The organism is Micromonospora sp. CNZ299, from assembly GCF_002754415.1.
The window spans coordinates 770716-792106 of record NZ_PEFG01000001.1 but is presented as its reverse complement, the minus strand read 5'-3'; the positions used below and the strand labels follow the sequence as shown (position 1 = coordinate 792106).

Annotated in this window: 21 protein-coding genes; 12 read left to right on the top strand and 9 right to left on the bottom strand. The window is 71.7% G+C overall.

Features of this window, described 5'->3' with window-relative positions; translation table 11 throughout:
* The first annotated feature begins 18 nt into the window (after window positions 1–18).
* Window positions 19–1101: a UDP-N-acetylmuramate dehydrogenase gene (locus CLT68_RS03790; protein ID WP_099856758.1), complete on the top strand. Its 1083-nt coding sequence runs from the start codon at window positions 19–21 to the stop codon at window positions 1099–1101.
* Here the strand turns inward: CLT68_RS03790 and CLT68_RS03785 are convergent.
* Both CLT68_RS03785 and CLT68_RS03780 read right to left on the bottom strand, forming a co-directional pair.
* A complete protein-coding gene (locus tag CLT68_RS03785; protein WP_099848861.1) occupies window positions 1098–1898 on the bottom strand; it encodes an SAM-dependent methyltransferase in 801 nt (266 codons plus the stop codon). The genes CLT68_RS03790 and CLT68_RS03785 overlap by 4 nt on opposite strands.
* Window positions 1899–1978: 80 nt before the next feature.
* Entirely contained in the window at window positions 1979–2746 is a 768-nt protein-coding gene (locus CLT68_RS03780; protein ID WP_099848859.1) for an SDR family oxidoreductase, read from the bottom strand.
* 203 nt (window positions 2747–2949) lie between these two features.
* Here CLT68_RS03780 and mshA point away from each other — a divergent pair, with 203 nt between their 5' ends.
* From mshA to CLT68_RS03765, 3 genes are all read left to right on the top strand, one after another.
* Window positions 2950–4314: a D-inositol-3-phosphate glycosyltransferase gene (gene mshA, locus CLT68_RS03775; protein WP_099848857.1), complete on the top strand. Its 1365-nt coding sequence runs from the start codon at window positions 2950–2952 to the stop codon at window positions 4312–4314.
* Between the two features lie 57 nt (window positions 4315–4371).
* Window positions 4372–4887 carry a type III secretion system chaperone family protein gene (locus CLT68_RS03770; protein WP_088952043.1) on the top strand — a complete coding sequence of 172 codons (516 nt, stop codon included), beginning with the start codon at window positions 4372–4374 and terminating at the stop codon, window positions 4885–4887.
* Between the two features lie 360 nt (window positions 4888–5247).
* Window positions 5248–6111, top strand: a complete 864-nt coding sequence (locus tag CLT68_RS03765) for a hypothetical protein (protein ID WP_486482411.1) — start codon at window positions 5248–5250, stop codon at window positions 6109–6111.
* Window positions 6112–6483: 372 nt separating this feature from the next.
* Here the strand turns inward: CLT68_RS03765 and CLT68_RS03760 are convergent, their stop codons facing one another.
* Window positions 6484–7779 (bottom strand): MFS transporter, encoded by a 1296-nt coding sequence (locus CLT68_RS03760; RefSeq protein ID WP_099848855.1) that lies wholly within the window; start codon window positions 7777–7779, stop codon window positions 6484–6486.
* A gap of 98 nt (window positions 7780–7877) precedes the next feature.
* Entirely contained in the window at window positions 7878–9164 is a 1287-nt protein-coding gene (locus CLT68_RS03755) for an MDR family MFS transporter (protein WP_088950354.1), read from the bottom strand.
* A gap of 152 nt (window positions 9165–9316) precedes the next feature.
* Between CLT68_RS03755 and CLT68_RS03750 the strand changes: the two genes are divergently transcribed.
* A complete protein-coding gene (locus CLT68_RS03750) occupies window positions 9317–10084 on the top strand; it encodes a phosphoglyceromutase (RefSeq protein ID WP_099848853.1) in 768 nt (255 codons plus the stop codon).
* A gap of 65 nt (window positions 10085–10149) precedes the next feature.
* Here the strand turns inward: CLT68_RS03750 and phoU are convergent, their stop codons facing one another.
* Entirely contained in the window at window positions 10150–10803 is a 654-nt protein-coding gene (gene phoU / locus CLT68_RS03745; RefSeq protein ID WP_088952041.1) for a phosphate signaling complex protein PhoU, read from the bottom strand.
* Window positions 10804–11007: 204 nt separating this feature from the next.
* On the opposite strand from phoU, the gene CLT68_RS03740 reads away from it, so the two are divergent.
* Both CLT68_RS03740 and CLT68_RS03735 read left to right on the top strand, forming a co-directional pair.
* Entirely contained in the window at window positions 11008–12291 is a 1284-nt protein-coding gene (locus CLT68_RS03740) for an ATP-binding protein (protein WP_099848851.1), read from the top strand.
* A gap of 23 nt (window positions 12292–12314) precedes the next feature.
* Window positions 12315–12998, top strand: a complete 684-nt coding sequence (locus CLT68_RS03735) for a response regulator transcription factor (protein ID WP_030329696.1) — start codon at window positions 12315–12317, stop codon at window positions 12996–12998.
* A 237-nt stretch (window positions 12999–13235) separates the two neighbouring features.
* On the opposite strand, the gene CLT68_RS03725 is transcribed toward CLT68_RS03735, so the two are convergent.
* On the bottom strand, window positions 13236–14033 hold the full coding sequence (locus tag CLT68_RS03725; RefSeq protein WP_099856753.1) for a DUF3109 family protein: 798 nt from the start codon (window positions 14031–14033) through the stop codon (window positions 13236–13238).
* An 80-nt stretch (window positions 14034–14113) separates the two neighbouring features.
* Between CLT68_RS03725 and CLT68_RS03720 the strand changes: the two genes are divergently transcribed.
* Both CLT68_RS03720 and CLT68_RS03715 read left to right on the top strand, forming a co-directional pair.
* Window positions 14114–15058 (top strand): Ppx/GppA phosphatase family protein, encoded by a 945-nt coding sequence (locus CLT68_RS03720; protein ID WP_088950351.1) that lies wholly within the window; start codon window positions 14114–14116, stop codon window positions 15056–15058.
* 75 nt (window positions 15059–15133) lie between these two features.
* Complete coding sequence (locus CLT68_RS03715) at window positions 15134–15940, top strand: sugar phosphate isomerase/epimerase family protein (RefSeq protein ID WP_088950350.1); 807 nt, start codon at window positions 15134–15136, stop codon at window positions 15938–15940.
* A gap of 30 nt (window positions 15941–15970) precedes the next feature.
* Here CLT68_RS03715 and CLT68_RS03710 read toward each other — a convergent pair whose 3' ends face one another.
* The 3 genes from CLT68_RS03710 to CLT68_RS03700 are packed head-to-tail and all read right to left on the bottom strand — an operon-like array spanning window position 15971 to window position 18018.
* A complete protein-coding gene (locus CLT68_RS03710; protein WP_099848847.1) occupies window positions 15971–16558 on the bottom strand; it encodes a CGNR zinc finger domain-containing protein in 588 nt (195 codons plus the stop codon).
* Between the two features lie 19 nt (window positions 16559–16577).
* A complete protein-coding gene (locus CLT68_RS03705; RefSeq protein WP_099848845.1) occupies window positions 16578–17744 on the bottom strand; it encodes a glutathionylspermidine synthase family protein in 1167 nt (388 codons plus the stop codon).
* A 1-nt stretch (window position 17745) separates the two neighbouring features.
* On the bottom strand, window positions 17746–18018 hold the full coding sequence (locus CLT68_RS03700) for a hypothetical protein (RefSeq protein WP_343059842.1): 273 nt from the start codon (window positions 18016–18018) through the stop codon (window positions 17746–17748).
* A gap of 149 nt (window positions 18019–18167) precedes the next feature.
* Here CLT68_RS03700 and CLT68_RS03695 point away from each other — a divergent pair, with 149 nt between their 5' ends.
* From CLT68_RS03695 to CLT68_RS03685, 3 genes are all read left to right on the top strand, one after another.
* Entirely contained in the window at window positions 18168–19088 is a 921-nt protein-coding gene (locus CLT68_RS03695; protein ID WP_088950347.1) for a proline dehydrogenase family protein, read from the top strand.
* Window positions 19089–19192: 104 nt separating this feature from the next.
* Window positions 19193–19993: an alpha/beta fold hydrolase gene (locus CLT68_RS03690; RefSeq protein WP_099848843.1), complete on the top strand. Its 801-nt coding sequence runs from the start codon at window positions 19193–19195 to the stop codon at window positions 19991–19993.
* Window positions 19994–20037: 44 nt separating this feature from the next.
* On the top strand, window positions 20038–21327 hold the full coding sequence (locus CLT68_RS03685; protein ID WP_099848841.1) for a hypothetical protein: 1290 nt from the start codon (window positions 20038–20040) through the stop codon (window positions 21325–21327).
* Window positions 21328–21391: the final 64 nt, after the last annotated feature.

Below are 21391 nucleotides of genomic sequence, written 5' to 3'. Positions count from 1 at the left end.
CAGCCTAAGGTGAAGGGCGTGCCAGACGCCTCCGCCCAGCCGACAACCGCAGCCGATCGTGCCATCCCTGGTCCACTGGCCAGCTACACGACTCTAGGGATGGGTGGGTCGGCCGCGCGCATCGTCGCCGCCGGCAGCGCCGAAGAGATCATCCGTGCGGTCCGGGACGCGGACGAGCAGGTCCTGGTCCTGGCCGGTGGCAGCAACCTGGTGATCGGCGATTCCGGCTTCCCCGGCACCGTCGTCCTGGTGCGCTCCCGGGGCCTGCGCGTAGTCGCGGAGGACGCCGGGTCGGTCACCGTACGGGTCGAGGCCGGCGAACCGTGGGACGACCTGGTCGCCGCCACGGTCGCCAACGGCTGGGCCGGTCTGGAGTGCCTCTCCGGCATCCCCGGCTCGACCGGCGCAACCCCGATCCAGAACGTCGGTGCCTACGGCCAGGAGGTCGCCGAGACGATCACCGGCGTCGAGGTGTACGACCGGGTCGAGGGCACCCGCCAGATCATCCCCGCCGCCGACTGCGGGTTCGCCTACCGAGGCAGCATCTTCAAGTACGCGGACCGCTGGGTGGTGCTCTCCGTCGACTTCCGGCTCACCCGGTCCCCGCTCTCCGGGCCGGTGCGCTACGTCGAGCTCGCCAGGGCGCTCGGTGTCGAGGTGGGCGACCAGGTGCCGCTGGCGGACGCCCGGGCGACGGTGCTGCGGCTGCGTGCCGGCAAGGGCATGGTGCTCGACTCCACCGACCCGGACACCCGCTCCGTCGGCTCCTTCTTCACCAACCCGGTGCTCGACGGGGCGACGTACGAGCTGCTCCGGGAGCGCGCCGCCGACATCGGTGACCCGCCCGCCTGGCCGGGAGCCGACGGCATGGTCAAGGTCAGCGCGGCCTGGCTGATCGACAAGGCCGGCTTCACCAAGGGTCACCCCGGTCCGGGCGGGACGGCCATCTCCAGCAAGCACACGCTCGCCCTCACCAACCGCAGCGGCACCGCCCACACCGCCGACCTGCTGGCCCTGGCCCGCGACATTCGCGACCAGGTCCACGCCCGCTTCGGCGTAACCCTCCACCCCGAACCAGTCCTGGTGAACTGCGCCCTCTAACCAGCTCGCGCCGGGAGGGGCCAGGGGAGGGTCAACTCGCCCTGGCGCCAGCGGCTGGGGCCGTCGAGGACGGGCCAGCCGGTCTCGCGGAGCCGGCTCACCGCTCTGAGCCAGCGTTGGCGGGGGCCGAAGGTGGCGTACGGGGCGGCGGCCTGCCAGGCGTCGTCCAGCGCGCGGATCAGATCGTGCACCGGCTCACCGGGAACGTTGCGGTGAATCAGCGCCTTGGGTAACCGCTCGGCCAGCTCCGCGGGGCTGCCCAGCGTGGTGAGCTTCGCCGCGAGAGTCAGCGTCCGGGGGCCGTGGGCGTCGATCAGCAGCCAACTGGCGAGGCGCCCCAACTCGTCGCACGTGCCCTCGACGAGTGCCCCACCCGGGGCGAGCGCGGCGGTCATCGTCCGCCAGGCGTCCGGCACCTCGCTCTCGTCGTACTGTCGGAGCACGTTGAACGCGCGGACCAGCACCGGCCGGAGCCCGGCCAGCTCGAACCCACCCCGGGCGAACGTCAGGCCGGGTGGGTCGGCGGCCGGCGCCGCCGCGGCCACCCGGGCCGGGTCGATCTCCAACCCGACCAGCCGTACGTCCGGACGAACCCCGGCCGCCAGCCGAGCGCGCAACTCCACAGCGGTCACCGGGGTGGCGCCGTAGCCGAGGTCGACCACCAGGGGGTCGGCCGCGGCCGACAGCCGGTCGGCACAGGTGGCGACGATCCAGTTGTCCACCCGACGCAGTCGATTCGGGTTGGTCGTGCCCCGGGTGACCACGCCGAGCGGCCGACGCCGCGCCGCGCCGCTCATACCCGGCTCACTCCTCGCGCCTCACTGGCCGCTTGTGCTCGCGACTGCGGGGCTCGCAAACCCGGCTCACTCCTCGCGCCTCACTGGCTGACTCGGTGCACCTTGTGCTGGGCGGCCTGCGCCCGTGGCCGGACCACCAGCCGGTCGATGTTGACGTGCTCCGGGCGGGTGGCGCACCAGGCGATGCAGTCGGCGACGTCCTCGGCGACCAGCGGCCCCGGCACCCCGGCGTAGACGGCGGCCGCCCGTTCCGCGTCACCCTCGAAGCGGACCAGCCCGAACTCGTCGGTCTTCACCATGCCCGGGTCGATCTCGATCACCCGCAGCGGGCGGCCGCACAGCTCCAGGCGGAGGGTGCCGGCGATGGCGGTCTGCGCGTGCTTCGCCGCCGTGTAGCCGCCCCCACCTTCGTAGACGGTCAGGCCGGCGGTGGAGGAGACCACCACGATGGTGCCGGAACCGGAGGCCTCCAGCGCGGGCAGCAGGGCCTGGGTGACCCGCAGCGTGCCGAGCACGTTGACGTCGTACATCCACTGCCAGTCGGCGACCGAGCCGGACTCCACCGGGTCCAGTCCACGCGCCCCGCCAGCGTTGTTGACCAGCAGGGTGACCGGCCCGGGTGCCTGGGCGGCGGCCTCGGCCAGCGCGGCCACCGACTCGTCCGAGGTGATGTCGCAGGTCACCGCGGTGGCCTGCCCGCCGGCGGCGGTGATCTCGGCGACCAGGTCGGCGAGGCGTTCGGCGCGGCGGGCGGCGGCGAGCACGTGGAAGCCCTCGGCGGCGAGCCGACGGGCGGTGGCCGCGCCGATCCCGCTGGATGCTCCGGTGACGATGGCGACAGAGGTCATTTCGACATTGTCCCCCGGCCGCACGACCCGCCCCGACCGGGCGCGGGGGCAGCCATTGACGGCGTCCCGTTGATGAGGTCCGTCACCAGTGGGGGCCGCGCCGGGAATTTCCGAAGCCCGATGGGGAAGATGACATCCGGCGTACAGGTTGACCGAGAAGCGCCGGTCGTGCGGACGGCATCAACCGTGGCAAAGGAGCGGATGTGGCGGAAATGCACACCGGTGTCGGGCGTCAGCGAGGTGCCCAACCGTGGCCCCGGCCTCGCCGCATCGCCACCCTGTCGGTACACACCTCCCCCCTGCACCAGCCCGGCACGGGCGACGCCGGCGGAATGAACGTCTACATCCTCGAAGTCGCCCGGCGGCTCGCCGAGGCCAACGTCGAGGTGGAGATCTTCACCCGGGCCACCTCCGGCGACCTCCCCCCGGTTGTCGAGATGGCACCCGGCGTGCAGGTCCGGCACATCACCTCCGGGCCCCTGGAGGGCCTCACCAAAGAGGAACTGCCCGGCCAGCTCTGCGCCTTCACCGCAGGGGTGCTGCGCGCCGAGGCGTCCCGCCCGCCCGGGCACTACGACCTGATCCACTCCCACTACTGGCTTTCCGGTCAGGTCGGCTGGCTGGCCAAGGAGCGGTGGGGTGTGCCGCTCGTGCACACCGCGCACACCCTCGCGAAGGTCAAGAACGCCCAGCTCGCTGCCGGTGACCGACCAGAGCCGAAGGCTCGGGTGATCGGCGAGGAGCAGGTGGTCGCCGAGGCGGACCGGCTGGTCGCCAACACCCGGGTCGAGGCCAGCGACCTCCTCGATCGGTACGACGCCGACCCCGCCCGCGTGTCCGTCGTACAGCCGGGTGTCGACCTGGGCCGGTTCCGGCCCGCGCCGGGCGAGCGGTCCGCGGCTGCCCGCGAGGCTCGCCGCCGGCTGGGGCTGCCGGCCGAGGGGTACGTCGTCGCCTTCGTCGGTCGGATCCAACCGCTCAAGGCCCCCGACGTGCTGATCCGCGCGGTCGCCGCCCTGCGGGAGCGCGACCCGGCACTGGCCGACCAGGTGACAGTGGTGATCTGCGGCGGGCCCAGCGGCAGCGGCCTGGACCGGCCGACCGCCCTGATCGAGCTGGCCGGCACGCTCGGCGTCACCGACGGGGTGCGGTTCCTGCCCCCGCTCACCGGCGACGACCTGCCCGCGTTGTACCGGGCCGCCGATCTGGTCGCCGTGCCGTCACACAACGAATCGTTCGGGCTGGTCGCCCTGGAGGCACAGGCCTGCGGTACGCCGGTGCTGGCCGCCGCCGTCGGAGGACTGGTCACCGCCGTACGGGATCACGTGAGCGGCGTACTGATCGACGGCCACGACCCGGTCGACTGGGCCCGTGCGCTGGGCCGCCTGCTGCCGGACCGGGCACTCCGGGCGGTGCTGGCCCGTGGCGCCGAGCAGCACGCCCGGCAGTTCTCCTGGGACCGCACGGTCACCGGCCTGCTCGGCGTGTACGGCGAGGCGATCGCCGGGCACCGCGCCCGGCTCGCGGCGGACCTGGCCGGTGATCCGGCGCTGTCCTGCTCCTGGTGACCGGGTACACCGGTCGCCAACCGGTGCGTCGGCCGGGTCGGTCGTAGAGTGGGTCCGGTGAGCCCGAAGAGCGATCTTGCGACCCTGATCGAGTCGGTCTGTGCCGAGCGTGACCTGGCCTGGGAGTCGACCGGCCCCGGCTCGTACGCGGTGACCCTGCCGGGCACCCACAAGCTCAAGACGATCTGCAACCTGATCGTCGGCGAGCACGCGCTGCGCATCGAGGCGTTCGTGATGCGTCAGCCGGACGAGCGCCGCGAGGAGCTGTGGGCCTGGCTGTTGCAGCGCAACGCCCGCATGTACGGCGTCTCCTTCTCCACCGACGCGGTCGGCGACGTGTACCTGACCGGTCGGGTCAACCCGGCCGGCGTGGACGCCGACGAGTTGGACCGGCTGCTCGGTTCCGTGCTCACCTACTCCGACGAGTCGTTCGACACGATGCTGGAGATCGGCTTCGGCAGTTCGATCCGGCGGGAGTACGAGTGGCGGGTCAAGCGCGGCGAGTCGACCGCCAACCTGGCCGCGTTCGCCCATCTCTTCGAGCCGTCCGGCTCCGGCCCCGACCCGGCCTGACCACACAGCTGCACCGCGCTCGGCGCCCGCGCCTTCCGCGCCTCCGACATGAGGGTGGTTCGGACTGCTCCTGACGGGTATGCCGCACCGCGCGGTGCGGCAAGGGACCCCCGCGCGCCGAGGACGGAGTGCCAAGGAGCGGAGCATCCCATGGCTCAGCGGAACAGCTCAGGTCGCGGCGCGACTGCGACCAGGACGAAGCGACAGGCCGGCAACCAGACGCCGGGCACCCCGGGAGTCTCCGAGTCGGAGATCTCCCGGATGCGGGTGGACGACATCCGAGGGCAACTGCGCAAACGCGGGGTCTCCGGGATCTCCGCGCTGCGTAAGCCCGACCTGGTGAAACAGTTGGTGCGCTCGATGCGGGCCGGCGCGGGTCGGAGCAGCACCGGCCCGTCGGGTCGGGCCACCGGCACCAGGGCGTCGGCGGGTCGTGCCGCCGCCACCAAGAAGTCGGCGGCCAGGGCGGCGCCGAGCCGGGCGAAGGCCGCGCCGGCGAACAAGAGCGCACCGGCGAAGCGGGCCGCGGCGAAGAAGACGACCGCCGCCCGCAAGTCGACGGCGGCCAAGCGGACGACGGCGGCGAAGAAGACGACGGCGGCGAAGAAGACGACAGCCGCCAAGAAGACGACGGCGGCGACGTCGACGGCCGCGCGCAGGACGGCGACGGCCCGTACGGCGCCAGCCCGCAAGGCGCCGGCGAAGAAGGCACCGGCGCGGCCGGCGGCGAAGCGTACGGCAGCGGCGAAGCGCACGACGGCGAAGCGGGCGGCGCCCGCCAAGCGCACAACGGCAAAGCGTGCGGCCCCTGCCAAGCGCACCGCGCCGGCCGGTGGCGGCGCGGCAGCCGGCGGGATCCGAACCGGACGGGGAACCGGACGGTCGGTCCGCAGCTCGCAGGTGATCTCGTCGTTGACGGATCGGCCGGAGCGGCCCGGGCGGAGCCTGATCACCGCGAATCACGAGGTGATCCAGCGCTGGGCCCGGGAACGCGGGGCAAAACCGGCGACCATCGCCCGCACCGAGCGGGATGGTCGAGCGGGTGTGTTGACCTTCAACATCCCCGGATACCGGGAAAGCAGCCGGATTCGGGAAATCACCTGGGATGACTGGTTTTATACTTTCGACCTGCGCAAGCTGAACCTGATTTATCAGGAACAGATGCGCGACGGCCGGCAGAGCAACTTCTTCCGGACCGAGTCACCCGATCGGGAAGACGGTTAGGTGTTTGCGGGAATGGCTGCCGGGTACGCGGCTGTTGCCAATGACCGAGGCCGGAACGGCGGATACTCGCCAGTTGTGACGGGCGAGACAGCCGATCTGGGTTGAATCCAGAATCCGGGCGAACTAGCTTTATTGCACCGCACCACGCTTGGAAACGTTCGGGGGAGCGGCGGATCGATCAGATCCGCGCACCAGGCGAGGTGCGAGGGGACGGGTGGACAACCGTTGGGGGACGGTTACCACCTGTTTGGACCGGCGGCGTGAGCGGGCGACGCTTACGGGGGTGAGTGTCTGCCCGCCGCCGCCGGCCCCACCGGCGGGCGCCCACCATGACTTTCGGGTCACGGTGGGCGCTTTGCCGTGGAATGCCGATTACGCCGTTGGTACGCGGTCTGCGGTTGTTGTCGATTCCGGCCGGGCGGCCTGACGCAGCGCGGCGACGTGTCGTTCCCGGGATGGCCCGGCCAGCAGATGCCCGAGCGCGGCCAGCAGGCCCACCCCACCCACGATCAGCCAGTGCAGGTCGCCGAGGTGCTGAAGGCTCACTCCGCCGAGGGTGGGAGCGATGAAGGCGGCTGCCGGGAACGTCAGGTAGAAGACCGACTGGTAGCGCGCGCGCAACTGCGGCGGTGCCAGGTCGGCGTTGATCTGCGCGTTGGGCGGGGCGGCGAGCATCGAGCCGATCGTCCAGACCACCGCGGCGCCCAGGTAGACGGCCAGTTCGTCGGCGACGACCAACACCCCGAAGCCGAGCGCCAGCAGTGCGGTGGAGGCGGCCAGCACGACGTCCTTGCGGTGCCGGTCGATCAGCCGAGGCACGAACAGTTGCCCGATCACGATCAGCGCGCCGCCGAGCGCCACCACCACCCCGTACGCCCACGGGCCCAGGCCGTCCGCCCGCATGGCCAACGGCATGATCGTCGACGTCTGCATGGTGAGTACGGCCAGCACGAAGGTGAGCCCGACGAAGACCAGGAACGTGCGGTCGGTCAGCGCGGTGTGCAGCCCTGGCCGGCGGGGCCGGGCGGACCCGGTGGCCGGACGAGCGGCCGGCGGACGGTCGGCTGTGGGCTTGGCCAGCCGCAGGGTTTCCGGCACCTTCCAGCCGATCACGGCGGCGGCGGTCAGAGTGGCACCGGCGTCGACCAGGAACAGCGCGGTGAAGCTCGCCTCGGCCAGCACCCCGGCGAGCAACGAGGCGACAGCCATGCCCAGGTTGAACGCCCAGAACTGGAGGTTGAAGGCGCGTGAGCGGCGTTCGGCGGGCACCACGTCGACGATCGCCGCGACGAACGCCGGGCTGGGCATCGAGTGGACCACGCCGACGAGCGCGGCGAGCACCGCGATCAGGAGAAGGGGTCGGCTGAAGGCGAGCGCCACCATCAGGGCGGCCGTTGCCAGGTGCGCGGCGAGCAGCGTCGCCCGGCGACCCCACCGGTCGGCGAGCACCCCGCCGAGCAGCACTCCGGCCGCTCCACCGGCCCCGTACGCGCCGACGACAGTGCCGGCCAGCCCGACGCTCGCCCCGCGTACGTCGGTGAGGTACAGCGAGAGGAACAGCATGGCGAAGGCGCCGGCCCGGTTGATCAGCAGGCCGGCCCAGAGGTACCAGAAGGTGGCGGGGAGTCCGCCTGCGGTGTCGTGCCACCAGCGCCGCGCGGCGTACAACCGACCTCCCTACAGTTCAGTTTCTTAACCGTTTCACCTGCACGGTAGAAAACCCAGGCCGCGTCGCGCCAGTTGAAGCCCGAACCTCGGGCGTGTCGTCAGACGGCGGCCTCGGCGGGCTGGGACCCCCGGGTGGCGGTGACCGGTGTCAGCGCCTCGCCGGAGCGGCGCAGCGCGGCGGCACGCCGCTCCCGGGCCGGCCCCGACACCAGGTGGGCCACCGCGGTCACGACGCCGAGCGCGGCGCAGCCGTACCAGAGCGCGTCGTTGCCGATGTGCTCGCGCACCAGGCCACCCAGGATCGGCGCGCTGGCCCCGGCGATCTGCCAGGAGAGGGAGAAGACGCCCTGGTAACGGCCGCGCAGCTCGGCGGGGGAGAGCTCGGCGATCAGAGTGGAGTTGGACGGCGAGTTCAGCATCTCGCCCACCGTCCAGATCAGCACGGTCAGCCCGTAGAACCAGGCGGTGCCGGCGAACGCGGTCAGCCCGAACCCGACGCCCATCACCACGGATGCCAGCGCGAGCACGTGTGAGCGGCTCCGACCCCGGATCAGTCGGGGCACGAAGAGCTGGCCGACCACGATCAGGATGCCGTTCAGCGCGATCACCGAGCCGTAGGTGGCCGGGCTCAGGCCGTCGTCGCCCATCGCGATCGGCAGCATCGAGATGTGCTGGAGGAAGACCAGCGCGGCGAACAGGTTGAGTGCCACGAAGCCGAGGTAGACCCGGTCGGTGAGGATCGTGCGCAGGGCGCCGCGCGGAGCCGTGGTGGTTGCGGTGGCGGTGACCGAACGGGCCTGTCGGGTCTCCGGCACCCGGCTGAAGATGATCAGCGCGGTGATCAGCATGGTGGCCGCGTCGACCACGAACAACAGCAGGTAGTCCGCCTGCGCGGCGAGACCGGCGAGGACGGCGGCGCAGGCGAAGCCCAGGTTGATCGCCCAGTAGTTGAGCGAGAACGCCCGCAGCCGGTCCTTCGCCGGCACCACGTCGATCATCATCGCGCCGAACGCGGGTCGGGCCGCCTCGGCGAACATGCCGAGCAGCAGGGCGCCCAGCGCCACCGCCCAGAGGTCCCGGGCCAGGCCGAGGCCGAGCATCATCGCGGCGGCGCCCACGTGTGCCGTGAGCAACGTCGGCCGCCGGCCCCACCGGTCCGCGAGAGTGCCGCCGGCGGTGGTGCCGAACGCGCCGCCGACGCCCCACAGACCGATCACCAGCCCGGCCTGCGAGGCCGAGAAGCCGCGTTCCTGGGTCAGGTAGATGGCGAGGAACACGAGGACGAACGAGCCGAGCCGGTTGATCAGGGTGCCCGACCACAGGTACCAGAAGGTGGTGGGCAGGCCGCCGGTGGTGTCCCGGAACCAGCTCCGCATCGTCCGCATATGGCGCCCCGCTTGCAAGTAATGACCGATATGACTGCCGCGCCTTACAACCCTAGTGGCGGGCCGAGCCGCTGGTCACCCGGATTTTCACGTGGTGGTCGTCACGACGGCTGCCCGCGTGTCCCCTCGGCGGTTGAGGCAGGATGATCCGCATGACTGCGAGCGAAGGGCCCACCGTCGGGACGCTGGTCCTGCTGCGACACGGTGAGAGCGACTGGAATGCCAAGAACCTCTTCACCGGTTGGGTGGACGTCGACCTGACCGAGAAGGGCGAGGGCGAGGCGAGGCGCGGCGGTGAACTGATGCGCGAGCACAGCCTGCTGCCGGATGTCGTGCACACCAGCGTCATGCGCCGTGCGATCCGCACCGCCGAGCTGGCGCTCAACGCCGCCGACCGGCACTGGATCGCGGTGCGCCGGTCGTGGCGGCTCAACGAGCGGCACTACGGCGCCCTGCAGGGCAAGAACAAGAAGCAGACCCTCGACGAGTACGGCGAGGAGCAGTTCATGCTCTGGCGCCGGTCGTACGACACGCCGCCGCCGCCGATCGCGGACGACGACAAGTGGTCGCAGGTGGGTGACCCCCGCTACGCGCTGCTGCCGACCGAGCTGATGCCGCGCACGGAGTGCCTCAAGGACGTCGTCGACCGGATGCTGCCCTACTGGTACGACTCGATCGTGCCGGACATCCTGGCCGGCCGGACGGTGCTGGTGGCCGCGCACGGCAACTCGCTGCGCGCCCTGGTCAAGCACCTCGACCAGATCTCCGACGAGGCGATCGCCAAGCTCAACATCCCGACGGGCATCCCGCTGCGCTACGACCTCGACCCGCAGCTGCGCCCGCTCACGTTGGGCGGCACCTACCTCGACCCGACCGCCGCGAAGGCAGCCGCCGCGGCGGTGGCCAACCAGGGCCGCTGAGCTGTCGGAAAGGGCCCCCTGTCACGCGCGAAGCGATGACCGGGGGCCCTTTCTCGTCTCGTACGTCAGTTGCTGGTGGGCGCGCTCTGCCCGGTGATCAGGTAGATCACGTGCTCGCCGGCGTTGACCGCGTGGTCGGCGAAGCGCTCGTAGAAGCGACCCAGCAGGGTGGCGTCGATCGCGGTCTCCACCCCGTACGGCCAGTCGTCGCCGAGGAGCACCGCGAACAGGTTCTTGTGCAGCTCGTCCATGGCGTCGTCGTCGCCGTCCAGCTCGCTGGCGAGGTCGACGTCGGGCTTCGCCAGCACCGAGCCGATCTTCACCGCCATCCGGTCGGCGATCTCGGACATCTCGGTGAAGACCGTCCGTAGCTCGGCCGGGACGGCCGGGGAGGGGTGCCGGCGCAGCGCGGTCTTCGCCACGTGCTCGGCCAGGTCGCCCATCCGTTCGAGATCAGCGGCCACGTGCAGCGCGGTGATCATCGCCCGGAGGTCGGAGGCGACCGGCGCCTGTCGGGCGAGCAGGTCACAGACCCGCTCCTCGACGTGCCGGTAGAGGTCGTCGATCTCGGCGTCCCGCTCGATGACCGTCTCGGCGGCCTGCCGGTCGGCGGTGAGCAGGGCCCGGGTGGCCTGGCGCATGGCGGCGCGGACGCCCTCCGCCATGTCCACCAGCAGTTGGCTGACGATCTGGAGGTCGGCCCGGAACTCGTCGCGCATCATCACGTCCTGTGGTCGGTCGCCGCCGACGGGTGCCGGCGCAGGGGGTTGAGCAGGTGCGACGCCAACGGTAGGGCGCTCGGACGGACCCCGGATGAACCACGGTGAACGACGCCAGACGCGGGGGTGAACAGTTTTGAAAGTGAGGGTGGTTCGTCCCGATCTGTGTGGTAGCCAGGTTAACAATGACCCTACGATCGCCGGGTGGAGTGGGCAGTGGCGGTCGTGGTCGCCTTGGCGTTGGTGGCCGGGTTGGCCGCCGGTTTCCTGCTGCCCCGGTTCCTGCCCGCGCGGGACGGCCGCTCCACGTCGACGGGCGGCGCGAGCTCCCGCTGGAGCAGGGGGAGGCCCGCGATAGCCGACGAGCAGCAGACCGGGCTCGGCCGCCGGACGATCGACTCGCTCCGGGCCGGTGTCGTGGTACTCGACAACGACGACGAGCCCGTGCTGATCAACCCGGCCGCCCGCGCGATGGGGCTTCTGCGTGCCGGCAGCAGCCCCGGCTCGATAGCCGCGCACCCGCTGATTCGTACCCTTGCCGGTCAGGTGCGACGCACCGGCGTGCGACGCGAGATCGAGCTTGACCTGCCCCGAGGTCGCGACAGCGCGGGCGAGAACCCGCTCGGCGTGCACCTGCGGGCGATGGGTCTGGGCAACGGTTTCATCGCCGTCGAGGCGGCCGACGTGACCGAGTCGCACCGGCTGACCCGGGTGCGACGCGACTTCGTGGCCAACGTGAGCCACGAGCTGAAGACCCCGATCGGCGCGCTTCAACTGCTGGCCGAGGCCCTGCTGGACGCGACCGAACCGGCCGACGCGGCGGCGCCCGACCTCTCCGAGGACCTGGTGGCCGCCCGCCGGTTCGCCGAACGGATCCAGCACGAGTCGACCCGGCTGGGCCGGCTGGTGCAGGAGTTGTTGGAGTTGACCCGGTTGCAGGGCGCCGAACCGCAGCCGCCACCGGAGCCGGTCGCGCTGGACTGGGTGATCGCCGAGGTCGTCGATCGGACCCGCACCACCGCCTCCGCCCGAGGTGTCGAGGTGACCGTGGACGGTCAGCGGGGCCTCACGGCGTACGGCAGCGACTCGCAACTCGCCACGGCGGTGGCGAACCTTGTGGAGAACGCCATCAACTACTCCGGCGCGGACACCGCGGTGCGGGTCACCCTGCGCGGCGACGACGAGCACGTCGAGATCGCCGTCGCTGACCAGGGCATCGGCATCGCGCCCACCGACGTGGACCGGATCTTCGAACGGTTCTACCGGGCCGACCAGGCCCGCTCGCGTGCCACCGGCGGCACCGGGCTCGGGCTGGCGATCGTGAAACACATCGCGAGCAACCATGGCGGACGGGTGGAGGTGTCGAGCACTCTTGGTGGTGGATCGACGTTCACCCTCCGGCTGCCTGCCAGTCCACCGGACGACCTCCTGGCGACACTGCCGCCGGTTGGGATCGAGTCCGGTCCGGCTGGGCTACGGCAGGTCTGACAGCAATGGAAAGGAAATCCCCGTTGAGCCGCGTTCTCGTGGTCGAGGACGAGGAGTCGTTCTCCGACGCCTTGTCGTACATGCTCCGTAAGGAGGGTTTCGAGGTTTCGGTCGCCGCGACCGGAACCGACGCCCTCACCGAGTTCGACCGGACCGGCGCCGACATCGTGCTGCTCGACCTGATGTTGCCCGAGATGTCGGGGACCGAGGTCTGCCGGCAACTGCGGCAGCGCTCGGCCGTGCCGATCATCATGGTCACCGCCCGGGACAGCGAGATCGACAAGGTGGTCGGGCTGGAGATCGGCGCCGACGACTACGTCACCAAGCCGTACTCGCCGCGGGAACTGGTCGCCCGGATCCGGGCGGTGCTGCGCCGGCAGAGCCCGGAGGTGGCCGAGGCGGGTGCCCCGACGCTGGCCGCCGGGCCGGTGCGGATGGACATCGAGCGGCACGTGGTGACCGTCGACGGCGGCGCTGTGCAGCTGCCGTTGAAGGAGTTCGAGCTGCTGGAGCTGCTGCTGCGCAACGCGGGCCGGGTGCTGACCCGTGGCCAGCTCATCGACCGGGTCTGGGGCGCCGACTATGTCGGTGACACCAAGACGTTGGATGTGCACGTGAAGCGGCTGCGTTCCAAGATCGAGCCGGAGCCGTCCGCGCCGCGTTTCATCGTCACCGTGCGGGGTCTGGGCTACAAGTTCGAGCCGTGATCGGCGTACCTGAAGGGGCCTGCGCTCGGCGCGGGCCCCTTCAGGCTGTCCGCCGATGTCGTAGACGAGTCAGCTCCAAAGGCGTCCCACCCGATGCCCCGGGCTCCTCGTCCGCAGCCGTCGTGGCGTCGCTCTCCAAGCGAGCGAGCAGCGCGGCGTGGCGGTTGATGATCTCGTCCGCGAGGCCGCCGAAGTCGGTGGCGTCTCGCCGTGCCGGGTCGTCGTCGCGTGGCCGCGTCACAGTTGGTCGGCGGGGTGCGGGGCGACCATGCCCTGCTTCGTCCGGGCCGCGCACAGCTCGGCCAGCCGCTGGTACGCGGCAGCGCCGATCAGGGCGGTCAGCTCCGGCCCGTAGGACAGGTACATCGGCTCGGCGCCAACGTGCGCGTCCGTCGAGGAGGTGCACCACCAGTCCAGATCGTGCCCGCCGGCTCCCCAGCCCCGCCGGTCGAACTCGGACAGGGTGGAGACCAGCACCTTGGAGTTGTCCGGGCGCTTGACCCAGTCCTGATCGCGGCGGATCGGCAACTGCCAACAGACGTCCGGCTTGTATTCCAGCGGGTGCACCCCGTCGCGCAACGCCTGGGCGTGCAGGGCGCAGCCACCCCCACCGACGAAGTCGGCGTCGTTGAGGAACACGCACGGGCCCTCTGCGCCCTGGGTGGCGGTGCGGCGGGCCGGGTTCTTGCCGTCGATGGTGTCCTCGTCGGTCCAGTTCTTGAACCCGCGCCGGAAGTGCTGCCAGGTCTCCGGGGTGAGCCGCTTGACGGCGTTGCGGACCCGCTTCTCGTCGTCCGAGTCGGTGAAGAACGCCCCGTGCGAGCAGCAACCGTCGGAGGCCCGACCGGCGATGATGCCGTGGCAGCCCTTGCCGAAGATGCAGGTCCAGCGGGAGAGCAGCCAGGTCAGGTCGGCCCGGATCAGGTGCGTCTCGTCAGCCGGGTCGGCGAACTCGATCCACTCCCGGGGAAAATCCAGTGGCACCTCGCGACTGCGCGGATCGCCCGGGTCGTCCACCAGCACACGGAGCTCCATCGTCACCCGGCCCAGCGTACGCGCGGTGACGTCCGCAGGCCGGCGAGCCGCGCAAACGTGTTGCGCCTAGGGTCTTCACCATGCGACTGGGTGTCCTCGACGTTGGATCCAACACGGTGCACCTCCTCGTGGTTGACGCGCACCACGGCGCGCACCCGTGGCCGGCGCACTCCGAGAAGGTGGTGCTCCGGCTGGCCGAGCAGATCGGCCCCGACGGTGCGCTGACCGAGGCGGGCGCCGACGGGCTGGTCAAGGCCGTCGGCATGGCGAAGGCGGCGGCCGCCGGGCTGGAGGCCGACGACCTCATCGCGTTCGCCACGTCCGCGGTGCGCGACGCCACCAACGCGGCCGACGTGCTGGCCCGGGTCCGGGACGAGACCGGCGTACGGCTGGCGGTGCTCTCCGGCGCGGACGAGGCGCGGATGACGTTCCTGGCCGTGCGGCGGTGGTTCGGCTGGTCGGCTGGTCGGCTGCTGGTGCTGGACATCGGCGGTGGCTCCCTGGAGATCGCCGCCGGGATCGACGAGGACCCTGCCGCCGCGGTCTCGCTGCCGCTCGGCGCCGGCCGGCTGACCCGGGAGCGACTGCGGGTCGACCCGGCCAGCGCGGCCCCGCCGTCGGCGGAGGCCGTCGAGAAGCTCCGCGAGTACGTGGACGGCCGGCTGGACAAGGTGGTCGACCAGATGACCGAGGTCGGCTGGGATCGGACGGTGGCCACCTCGAAGACGTTCCGCACCCTGGCCCGACTGGCCGGGGCGGCACCGTCCGGTTCGGGGCTCTGGGTGCGTCGCAGCCTGACCCGCGCCGGGTTGCGGCAGGTCATCGGGTTCATTCGGCACATCCCACCGGCGCAGCTCATGGAGCTGGAGGGTGTCAGTGCGGGTCGGGCCCACCAGTTGCTGGCCGGCGCGGTGGTCGCCGAGGCGGTGATGCGCCGCCTGGATCTGGACTCGCTGGACATCTGTCCGTGGGCGCTGCGCGAGGGGGTCATCCTCCGTCGGCTGGATCAACTCGAACCGATCTGAGCGGGCTCCCGGTTTCGGTCGGTTTGCCGGCGCTCGTCACGATGTCCCGGGCGCTGCCGGGCTACGCTGGTTGATGTGACTTCCCGCGTTCCCGTGCTCCTGTCCAGCTCGTCGGTCTTTCCCGAGCCGACCGCGGCGGCGTTCCAACTGGCTGCGGCACTCGGCTACGACGGCGTCGAGGTGATGGTCTGGACCGACGTGGTCAGCCAGGACGTTGGCGCGCTGCGCGGCCTCTCGGAGCACTACGGCGTGCCGGTGCTCTCGGTGCACGCGCCCTGCCTGCTGGTCACCCAGCGGGTGTGGAGCCCGGACCCGTGGGAGCGGCTACGCAAGGCCGCCGAGCTGGCCGAGACGCTGGAGGCGCCGACCGTCGTGGTGCACCCGCCGTTCACCTGGCAGCGGGACTACGCGCGCAACTTCACCGAGGGGCTGGCCACCGTCGGGGACCGGTTCCCCGGGCTGCGCTTCGCCGTGGAGAACATGTACCCGGTGCGGATGGCCGGTCGGCAGTTCGTCCCGTACGTCCCGGGTTGGGATCCCACCGACACCGGCTACCCGTCGTACACCCTGGATCTGTCGCACTGCGCGGCCTCGCACAGCGACCCGCTGGAGATGGCCGACCGGATGGGCGCCGGCCTGGCGCACGTGCACCTCGGCGACGGCACCGGTGAGGGCCGCGACGAGCACCTGGTGCCCGGTCGCGGCACCCAGCCGTGCGGTGAGCTGCTCTCCTCGCTGGCCGGGCGTGGCTTCACCGGGTCGGTGGCGGTGGAGGTCGCCACCCGGGGCGCGAAGAGCCGCGCGGTGCGCGAGGCCGACCTGCGCGCCGCGCTGGAGTTCGCCCGCCAGCACCTGACCGCGCCGTCACCTGTCGACGTCTGACCCGTCCGCCCGAACCGGGCGGTGGCGGTGTCAGCTGACCGGCGAGAGCGAGTCGACGCCGGCGGTCGGCTGCGCGGCGACCGTCACCTGCTCGCCGATTGCCGCCCGCTTGCGGGCCCGGTGCGCCGCCACGTGCGAGCGGGTGGCGCACCGCTCCGAGCAGAACCTCCGGCAGCAGTTGGACGACGTGTCCAGGTAGACGTTGCCGCACCGCTCGTCGGCGCAGACCCCGAACCGGGCGCTGCCGTACTCGCAGAGCCAGACCGACAGCCCCCAGACCGCGCCGGCCAGGTATTCGGCACTGACCGAGGCGCCCCGGCTGGTCACGTGCATGTGCCAGTCGCTGGAGTCGTGCCCGGAGATGCGCGGCTGCACCGGAAACGCCTCCAGCAGCGCGTTCAGCTCGGTGACCGCCAGGCCGTCACGACCGGAGGTGCCGTACTCGAAGACGTCGCGCAACCGCTTCTGGGCCCGTCGGAAGATCGCGACGTCCCGGTCCGCGACTTCGTCGCGCATCCAGGCGTTGTCGTCGGGGAAGAGGGCCCGCAGGTCGTCGAGGTCGTCCAGGCGGGCGTTGACCAGGTCAACACCGGTCCGGGCGTACGCGTCGAAGTTCACGCCCCCAACGGTAGACGACTCACGGGGTGCGCGGCGCGTCGATGTAGTGCGGCAGGAACCGCGCGTAGCCGTCGGTGATCAGGCTGGCGCTCTCCCGCACCCCCACCCCGGCCGATTCGCCGTCGACGATCCAACTGCCCAGCACCATCCGGTTGCCCGCGAACTGCGGCAGCGCCCGGAACTCCTGGTAGCACCAGCCCTCGTCGCCGTAGATCCCCGGGTTGGTGATCTCCTCGTCGGCGGTGACGATGCGCACCGAGCCGCCCTCCCGGCCGAGCAGGGGCTTGGCCACGTACTCGGACATGCCGCGCGGCGAGTCGAGGTACGCCGGGAGCAGGTACTCGTGGTCGGGGTACAGCTCCCACAGGACGGCGAGCAGCGCCTTGTTGGACAGCAGCAGCTTCCAGGCCGGCTCGATCCAGGTGGTCGGGGTGCCCGGGGCCAGCGCCGCCGGCCCGTACGGCTCGGCCAGCATCCACTCCCACGGGTAGAGCTTGAAGCACGTGGTCACCGGAAGGTCGTCGGCGTCGACGAAACGCCGGCCGTCCCAGCCGATCTTCTGGATGGGGAGCAGCTCGACGTCGAGGCCGGCCTGTCGAGCGGTCTCGGCGAGGTAGCCGGCGGTCATGTGGTCCTCGCCGGACTCCTCCTCGTTCGACCAGAGCACGTGCACCCGGCGCTCGTGCAACCCAGCCCCGATCTTGGCCCAGGCGCCGACCAGCCGCTCGTGCAGGCTGTTCCACTGATCCAGCTCCGGCCGGGTCTCCTCCAGCCAGTACCACTGGATGATGCTCGCCTCGACCAGCGCGGTCGGGGTGTCCGCGTTGTATTCCAGCATCTTCGGTGGCCAGGTGCCGTCGTACGCCAGGTCGAAGCGCCCGTAGAGGGTGGGTGGCGCCTCGCGCAGTGACCGGGCCACCGCGTCGGCCGCCCACTCCGGGATGCCGAACTCGGCGTACCGGCGGCGGGTCACCACGTGCTCGGCGGCGGCCACGGACATCCGGTGCAGCTCCTCGGTGGCTTCCTCCAGGCGCAGCACCTCGTCCAGGTCGAAGGCGTATGCGGCGGTCTCGTCCCAGTACGACATGATCCCGCCGTCCGGCAGTTCGGTGTCGACGTAGACCAGCCCCTGCTCCCGGATGGTGGTGTCCCAGTCGGGTCGGGGTGTGACCGTCACACGGCGCATGTCAGCCGCCGCAGGCGGCGAGGTGGGTGCCGAACCCGCCGCGATCGGGCAGAGCCGCGGTGGTCGGCTCCGGGGCGGCACGACCGGCGGCGGAGTCGGGGACCCGCATCGCCAGCGCGACAGTGTCGCCGCCGCCGACGGGCCCGAGGGCGCAGTCGTCGTCATCGTCGTCGTCCGAGGTCATGTTGCAGCCGGAAAGGGCGAGCGCGAGAGCGGTGAGCGCGCCGAGCTGCACGGAGGCCGACCGGAGCCGGCGGCGGGGGCGTTGGTCCACGGCATCGTTGTAGCCGATCGGCGCCACCGCCGCCGTCCCGCCCCTGGGTCAGGAGGGGTTTTGTTGTGGAACGGACCCTTCCCGGCATCCGGGCGGGCCGCACCGCCGCCCCTCGGCGGAGGGCCTGGCAGGGGCGTTACGCTCGGCTCATGCTCCGTTCCGTCATCCTCGCCGCCTCCCGGTCATCCCAGGTCGAGCGGCTCGTCGCGACTGCCCCGTACACCCGGGACGTCGTCCGCCGGTTCGTCGCCGGCGCTGCCACCGACGACGCGTTGCGCGCGACCCGCGGGCTCGTCGACGACGGTCTCGCGGTCACCCTCGACCACCTCGGTGAGGACACCGTCACCCCCGAGCAGGCCGTCGCCACCCGCGACGAATACCTGAAGCTGCTGAAGATGCTCGCCGCCGCGGGGCTGACCCCGGCCGCCGAGGTGAGTGTGAAGCTGTCCGCGCTCGGCCAGATGTTCGACGAGCAGTTGGCGTACGACAACGCGCGGGCGATCTGCGCGGCGGCCGACGCGGCGGGCACCACTGTCACCCTGGACATGGAGGACCACACCACCACCGACTCGACGCTGGAGGTGCTGGGCAGGCTGCGCAAGGACTTCCCGTCGACCGGCGCGGTGCTCCAGGCATACCTGCGCCGGACCGAGTCGGACTGCCGGGAGCTGTCCTCGGCCGGGTCGCGGGTGCGGCTGTGCAAGGGCGCCTACAAGGAGCCGGAGTCGGTGGCCTACCAGTCGGCCCGTGAGGTGGACAAGTCGTACGTGCGCTGCATGAACATCCTGATGTCCGGCGACGGCTACCCGATGCTGGCCACCCACGACCCCCGGATGATCGCCATCGGTGAGGACCGGGCCCGGTGGTTCGACCGGGGGCCGGAGCGCTTCGAGTTCCAGATGCTCTACGGCATCCGCCCCGAGGAGCAGGCGCGCCTCGCGGGCGAGGGCTACACAGTGCGGACCTACGTCCCGTACGGCGACGAGTGGTACGGCTACCTGATGCGCCGGCTCGCCGAGCGCCCGGCCAACCTGGTCTTCTTCGGCCGCGCCCTGATCTCCAAGAAGTAACCCGACATCGGTCGACGGGCCGGCGGTCACCCCCCGGGGTCGGCGCCGGCCCGTTTCGCGTGATCCGGGTGACGACCTTGACCAGGAGCCTTAGCTTCTGAGCTGTGACAAGTGGCCAGGTGCGGCGCGACGGCGGACACATCGCGTACGAGGCGCACGGGCAGGGCCCGCTGGTCGTCCTCGTGCACGGCATGGGGGAGAACCGGGCGAGCTTCCGGCACCTCACGCCACTGCTGGTGACAGCCGGTTACCGGGTCGCCCAGGTCGACGTCCGGGGGCACGGGGAGTCCAGTGCCGGCTGGCCCACGTACGCACCGGCCGAGGTCGGCGCCGACCTGTTGGCCGTGGTCCGCGACCTCGATGCCGGGCCGGCCGTGCTGGTCGGCAGCTCGTCCGGCGCCGCGGCGGTGGTCTTCGCCGCCACCGACGCCCCGGAGCTGGTCTCCGGCATCGTGCAGATCGGCGCGTTCGTCGGGCAGCCGAAGCTCAACCCGCTGCTGCGGCTGACGCAGGCCGCAGTGCTGCGCAGCCCGCGACTGTTCGGGAGGTTCCACAACACGCTCTTCCCGGTGCACCGGCCCGCCGACGACGCCGCGTACCGCCGGTCGATGGTGGCCAACCTGCGTGAACCTGGCCGGATGGCCGCGACGCGCGGCGTGATCGCGCCGGCCGAGCCGCACTGGACGGCCCGCGCCCCCCAGGTTCGGCAACCCGTGCTGGTGCTGATGGGTTCCAAGGATCCGGACTTCCCCGATCCGGGCGCGCAGGCCCGGGCCGCCCGCCGGCTTTTCCGCACCGCCGAGGCCCGGATGATCGAGGAGTCCGGCCACTACCCGCACGCCGACCGGCCGCAGCGCACCGCCGAGGAGCTGCTCGGCTTCCTGGCGGTGTGCACCGGTGTCTAGGGTCGGCCTCGCCCCTCTCAGCAATTGGTCGTACCCTTCGGCGGGTGACTGACGGGGTGCAGCAGCCAGCACCACGGCGGCTCTGGCCGCTGTGGACGGTGCTCGTGGTGGTCTTCCTGCTGCTGGGCTGTGGCCTGCCGGCGCTGCTCGTCGTCGGAGTGATCCGGGAGAACGGCGCCCGGTCCACGATCAGCCGGGCCGGCGTCTCGACGGCCGACGATCCCGCCACCACGGTGGCCCGAGGGCTGGCCGACCGGATGACCGCCCAGCTTCAACGGCAGTCCACGGCCCTGCTCGGCGGCGACCGCGCCGGTTTCCTCGCCGTCGCCGACCCCGCCGCGCACAGTGACCTGCTCCGCCGCTTCGCCGCCCTACGCGGGCTGAAGGTCACCGTCTGGCGGGCCGAGCCGAGCGGTCTGCCCGCGCCGATCACCGACAAGCCGGGCGAGTGGCGGCTCCTGGTGCGGTTCCAGTACTGCTTCGTCGCACCGAACTGCCAGCCCAGCCCGGTGCTGATCGGCACCCGCTGGCGGGAGAACGGCGACCAGCCCCGGTTGGTCGCCATGGAGGAATCCAGGTCGGTGGAGACCGGCACCCGCCCCTGGGAGATCAGCGACCTGGCCGTGGCGATCGGCGCGCGGACCATTGTCGCCACCACCCCGGCGCTGCGCGGCAAGCTGCCCGGCCTGCTCGCCCAGGCCGAGGCGGCGGCCAGGGTCGCCGACGGGTACGCGGTGACAGGCTCGCCGCCGGACCGCTACCGGATCTTCTACGCCGGCCGGAACGAGTGGAAACGCTGGTACGGCGGCGACCGGCCAGAATGGACCGGCGGTTACGCCGTGACAGTGGGCGGCGGGCACCACGAGGTGGTGCTCAACGCCGACGGGCTGTCCAGCAGCGGCACCGACGACCTGCTCCGGCACGAGTTGACCCACGCGGCCTCACTGCCGGAGCGCGGCTACCCGGGCAAGGACACCTGGTGGCTGGTGGAAGGGCTGGCCGAGTTCGCCGGCGCCGGCGGCCAGGCGGTCGACCGGTACGAGGGGATCGCCGACGTACGGAAACTGGTCCGGGGCGGCTGGGATGGCCAGTTGGAGGGCATCAACCCCGCCGACGACGCCTCCGCCGAGCGCGTCGGCGGCAGTTACGGCGTCGGCTACCTGGCCGTCCGGCACCTCGTCGACCGGTACGGACCGCTGCGGTTGCTCACCTTCTTCAAGACCGTGGTGCACGATCGCAGGACCCTCGACGTGGCCGCCGAGAAGGCGTTCGGCGAGCAGTGGTCGACGTTGCACGACGAGTGCGTCGCGTACGTCCGCGCCGCCGCCGGCTGACCGACACCTCGTCGTCCAGGGCCTCGGGGCGGGAGCAACCGAGCGGCTCGCGGTCGCCGGGACG

Bases quoted from the DNA above. Each gene is read 5' to 3' on its own strand.
- CLT68_RS03785 (WP_099848861.1), bottom strand. From the start codon at position 1,898: ATGAGCGGCGCGGCGCGGCGTCGGCCGCTCGGCGTGGTCACCCGGGGC.
- CLT68_RS03780 (WP_099848859.1), bottom strand. From the start codon at position 2,746: ATGACCTCTGTCGCCATCGTCACCGGAGCATCCAGCGGGATCGGCGCG.
- CLT68_RS03765 (WP_486482411.1), top strand. From the start codon at position 5,248: ATGCGGGCCGGCGCGGGTCGGAGCAGCACCGGCCCGTCGGGTCGGGCC.
- CLT68_RS03755 (WP_088950354.1), bottom strand. From the start codon at position 9,164: ATGCGGACGATGCGGAGCTGGTTCCGGGACACCACCGGCGGCCTGCCC.
- CLT68_RS03750 (WP_099848853.1), top strand. From the start codon at position 9,317: ATGACTGCGAGCGAAGGGCCCACCGTCGGGACGCTGGTCCTGCTGCGA.
- phoU (WP_088952041.1), bottom strand. From the start codon at position 10,803: ATGCGCGACGAGTTCCGGGCCGACCTCCAGATCGTCAGCCAACTGCTG.
- CLT68_RS03725 (WP_099856753.1), bottom strand. From the start codon at position 14,033: ATGGAGCTCCGTGTGCTGGTGGACGACCCGGGCGATCCGCGCAGTCGC.
- CLT68_RS03720 (WP_088950351.1), top strand. From the start codon at position 14,114: ATGCGACTGGGTGTCCTCGACGTTGGATCCAACACGGTGCACCTCCTC.
- CLT68_RS03705 (WP_099848845.1), bottom strand. From the start codon at position 17,744: ATGCGCCGTGTGACGGTCACACCCCGACCCGACTGGGACACCACCATC.
- CLT68_RS03695 (WP_088950347.1), top strand. From the start codon at position 18,168: ATGCTCCGTTCCGTCATCCTCGCCGCCTCCCGGTCATCCCAGGTCGAG.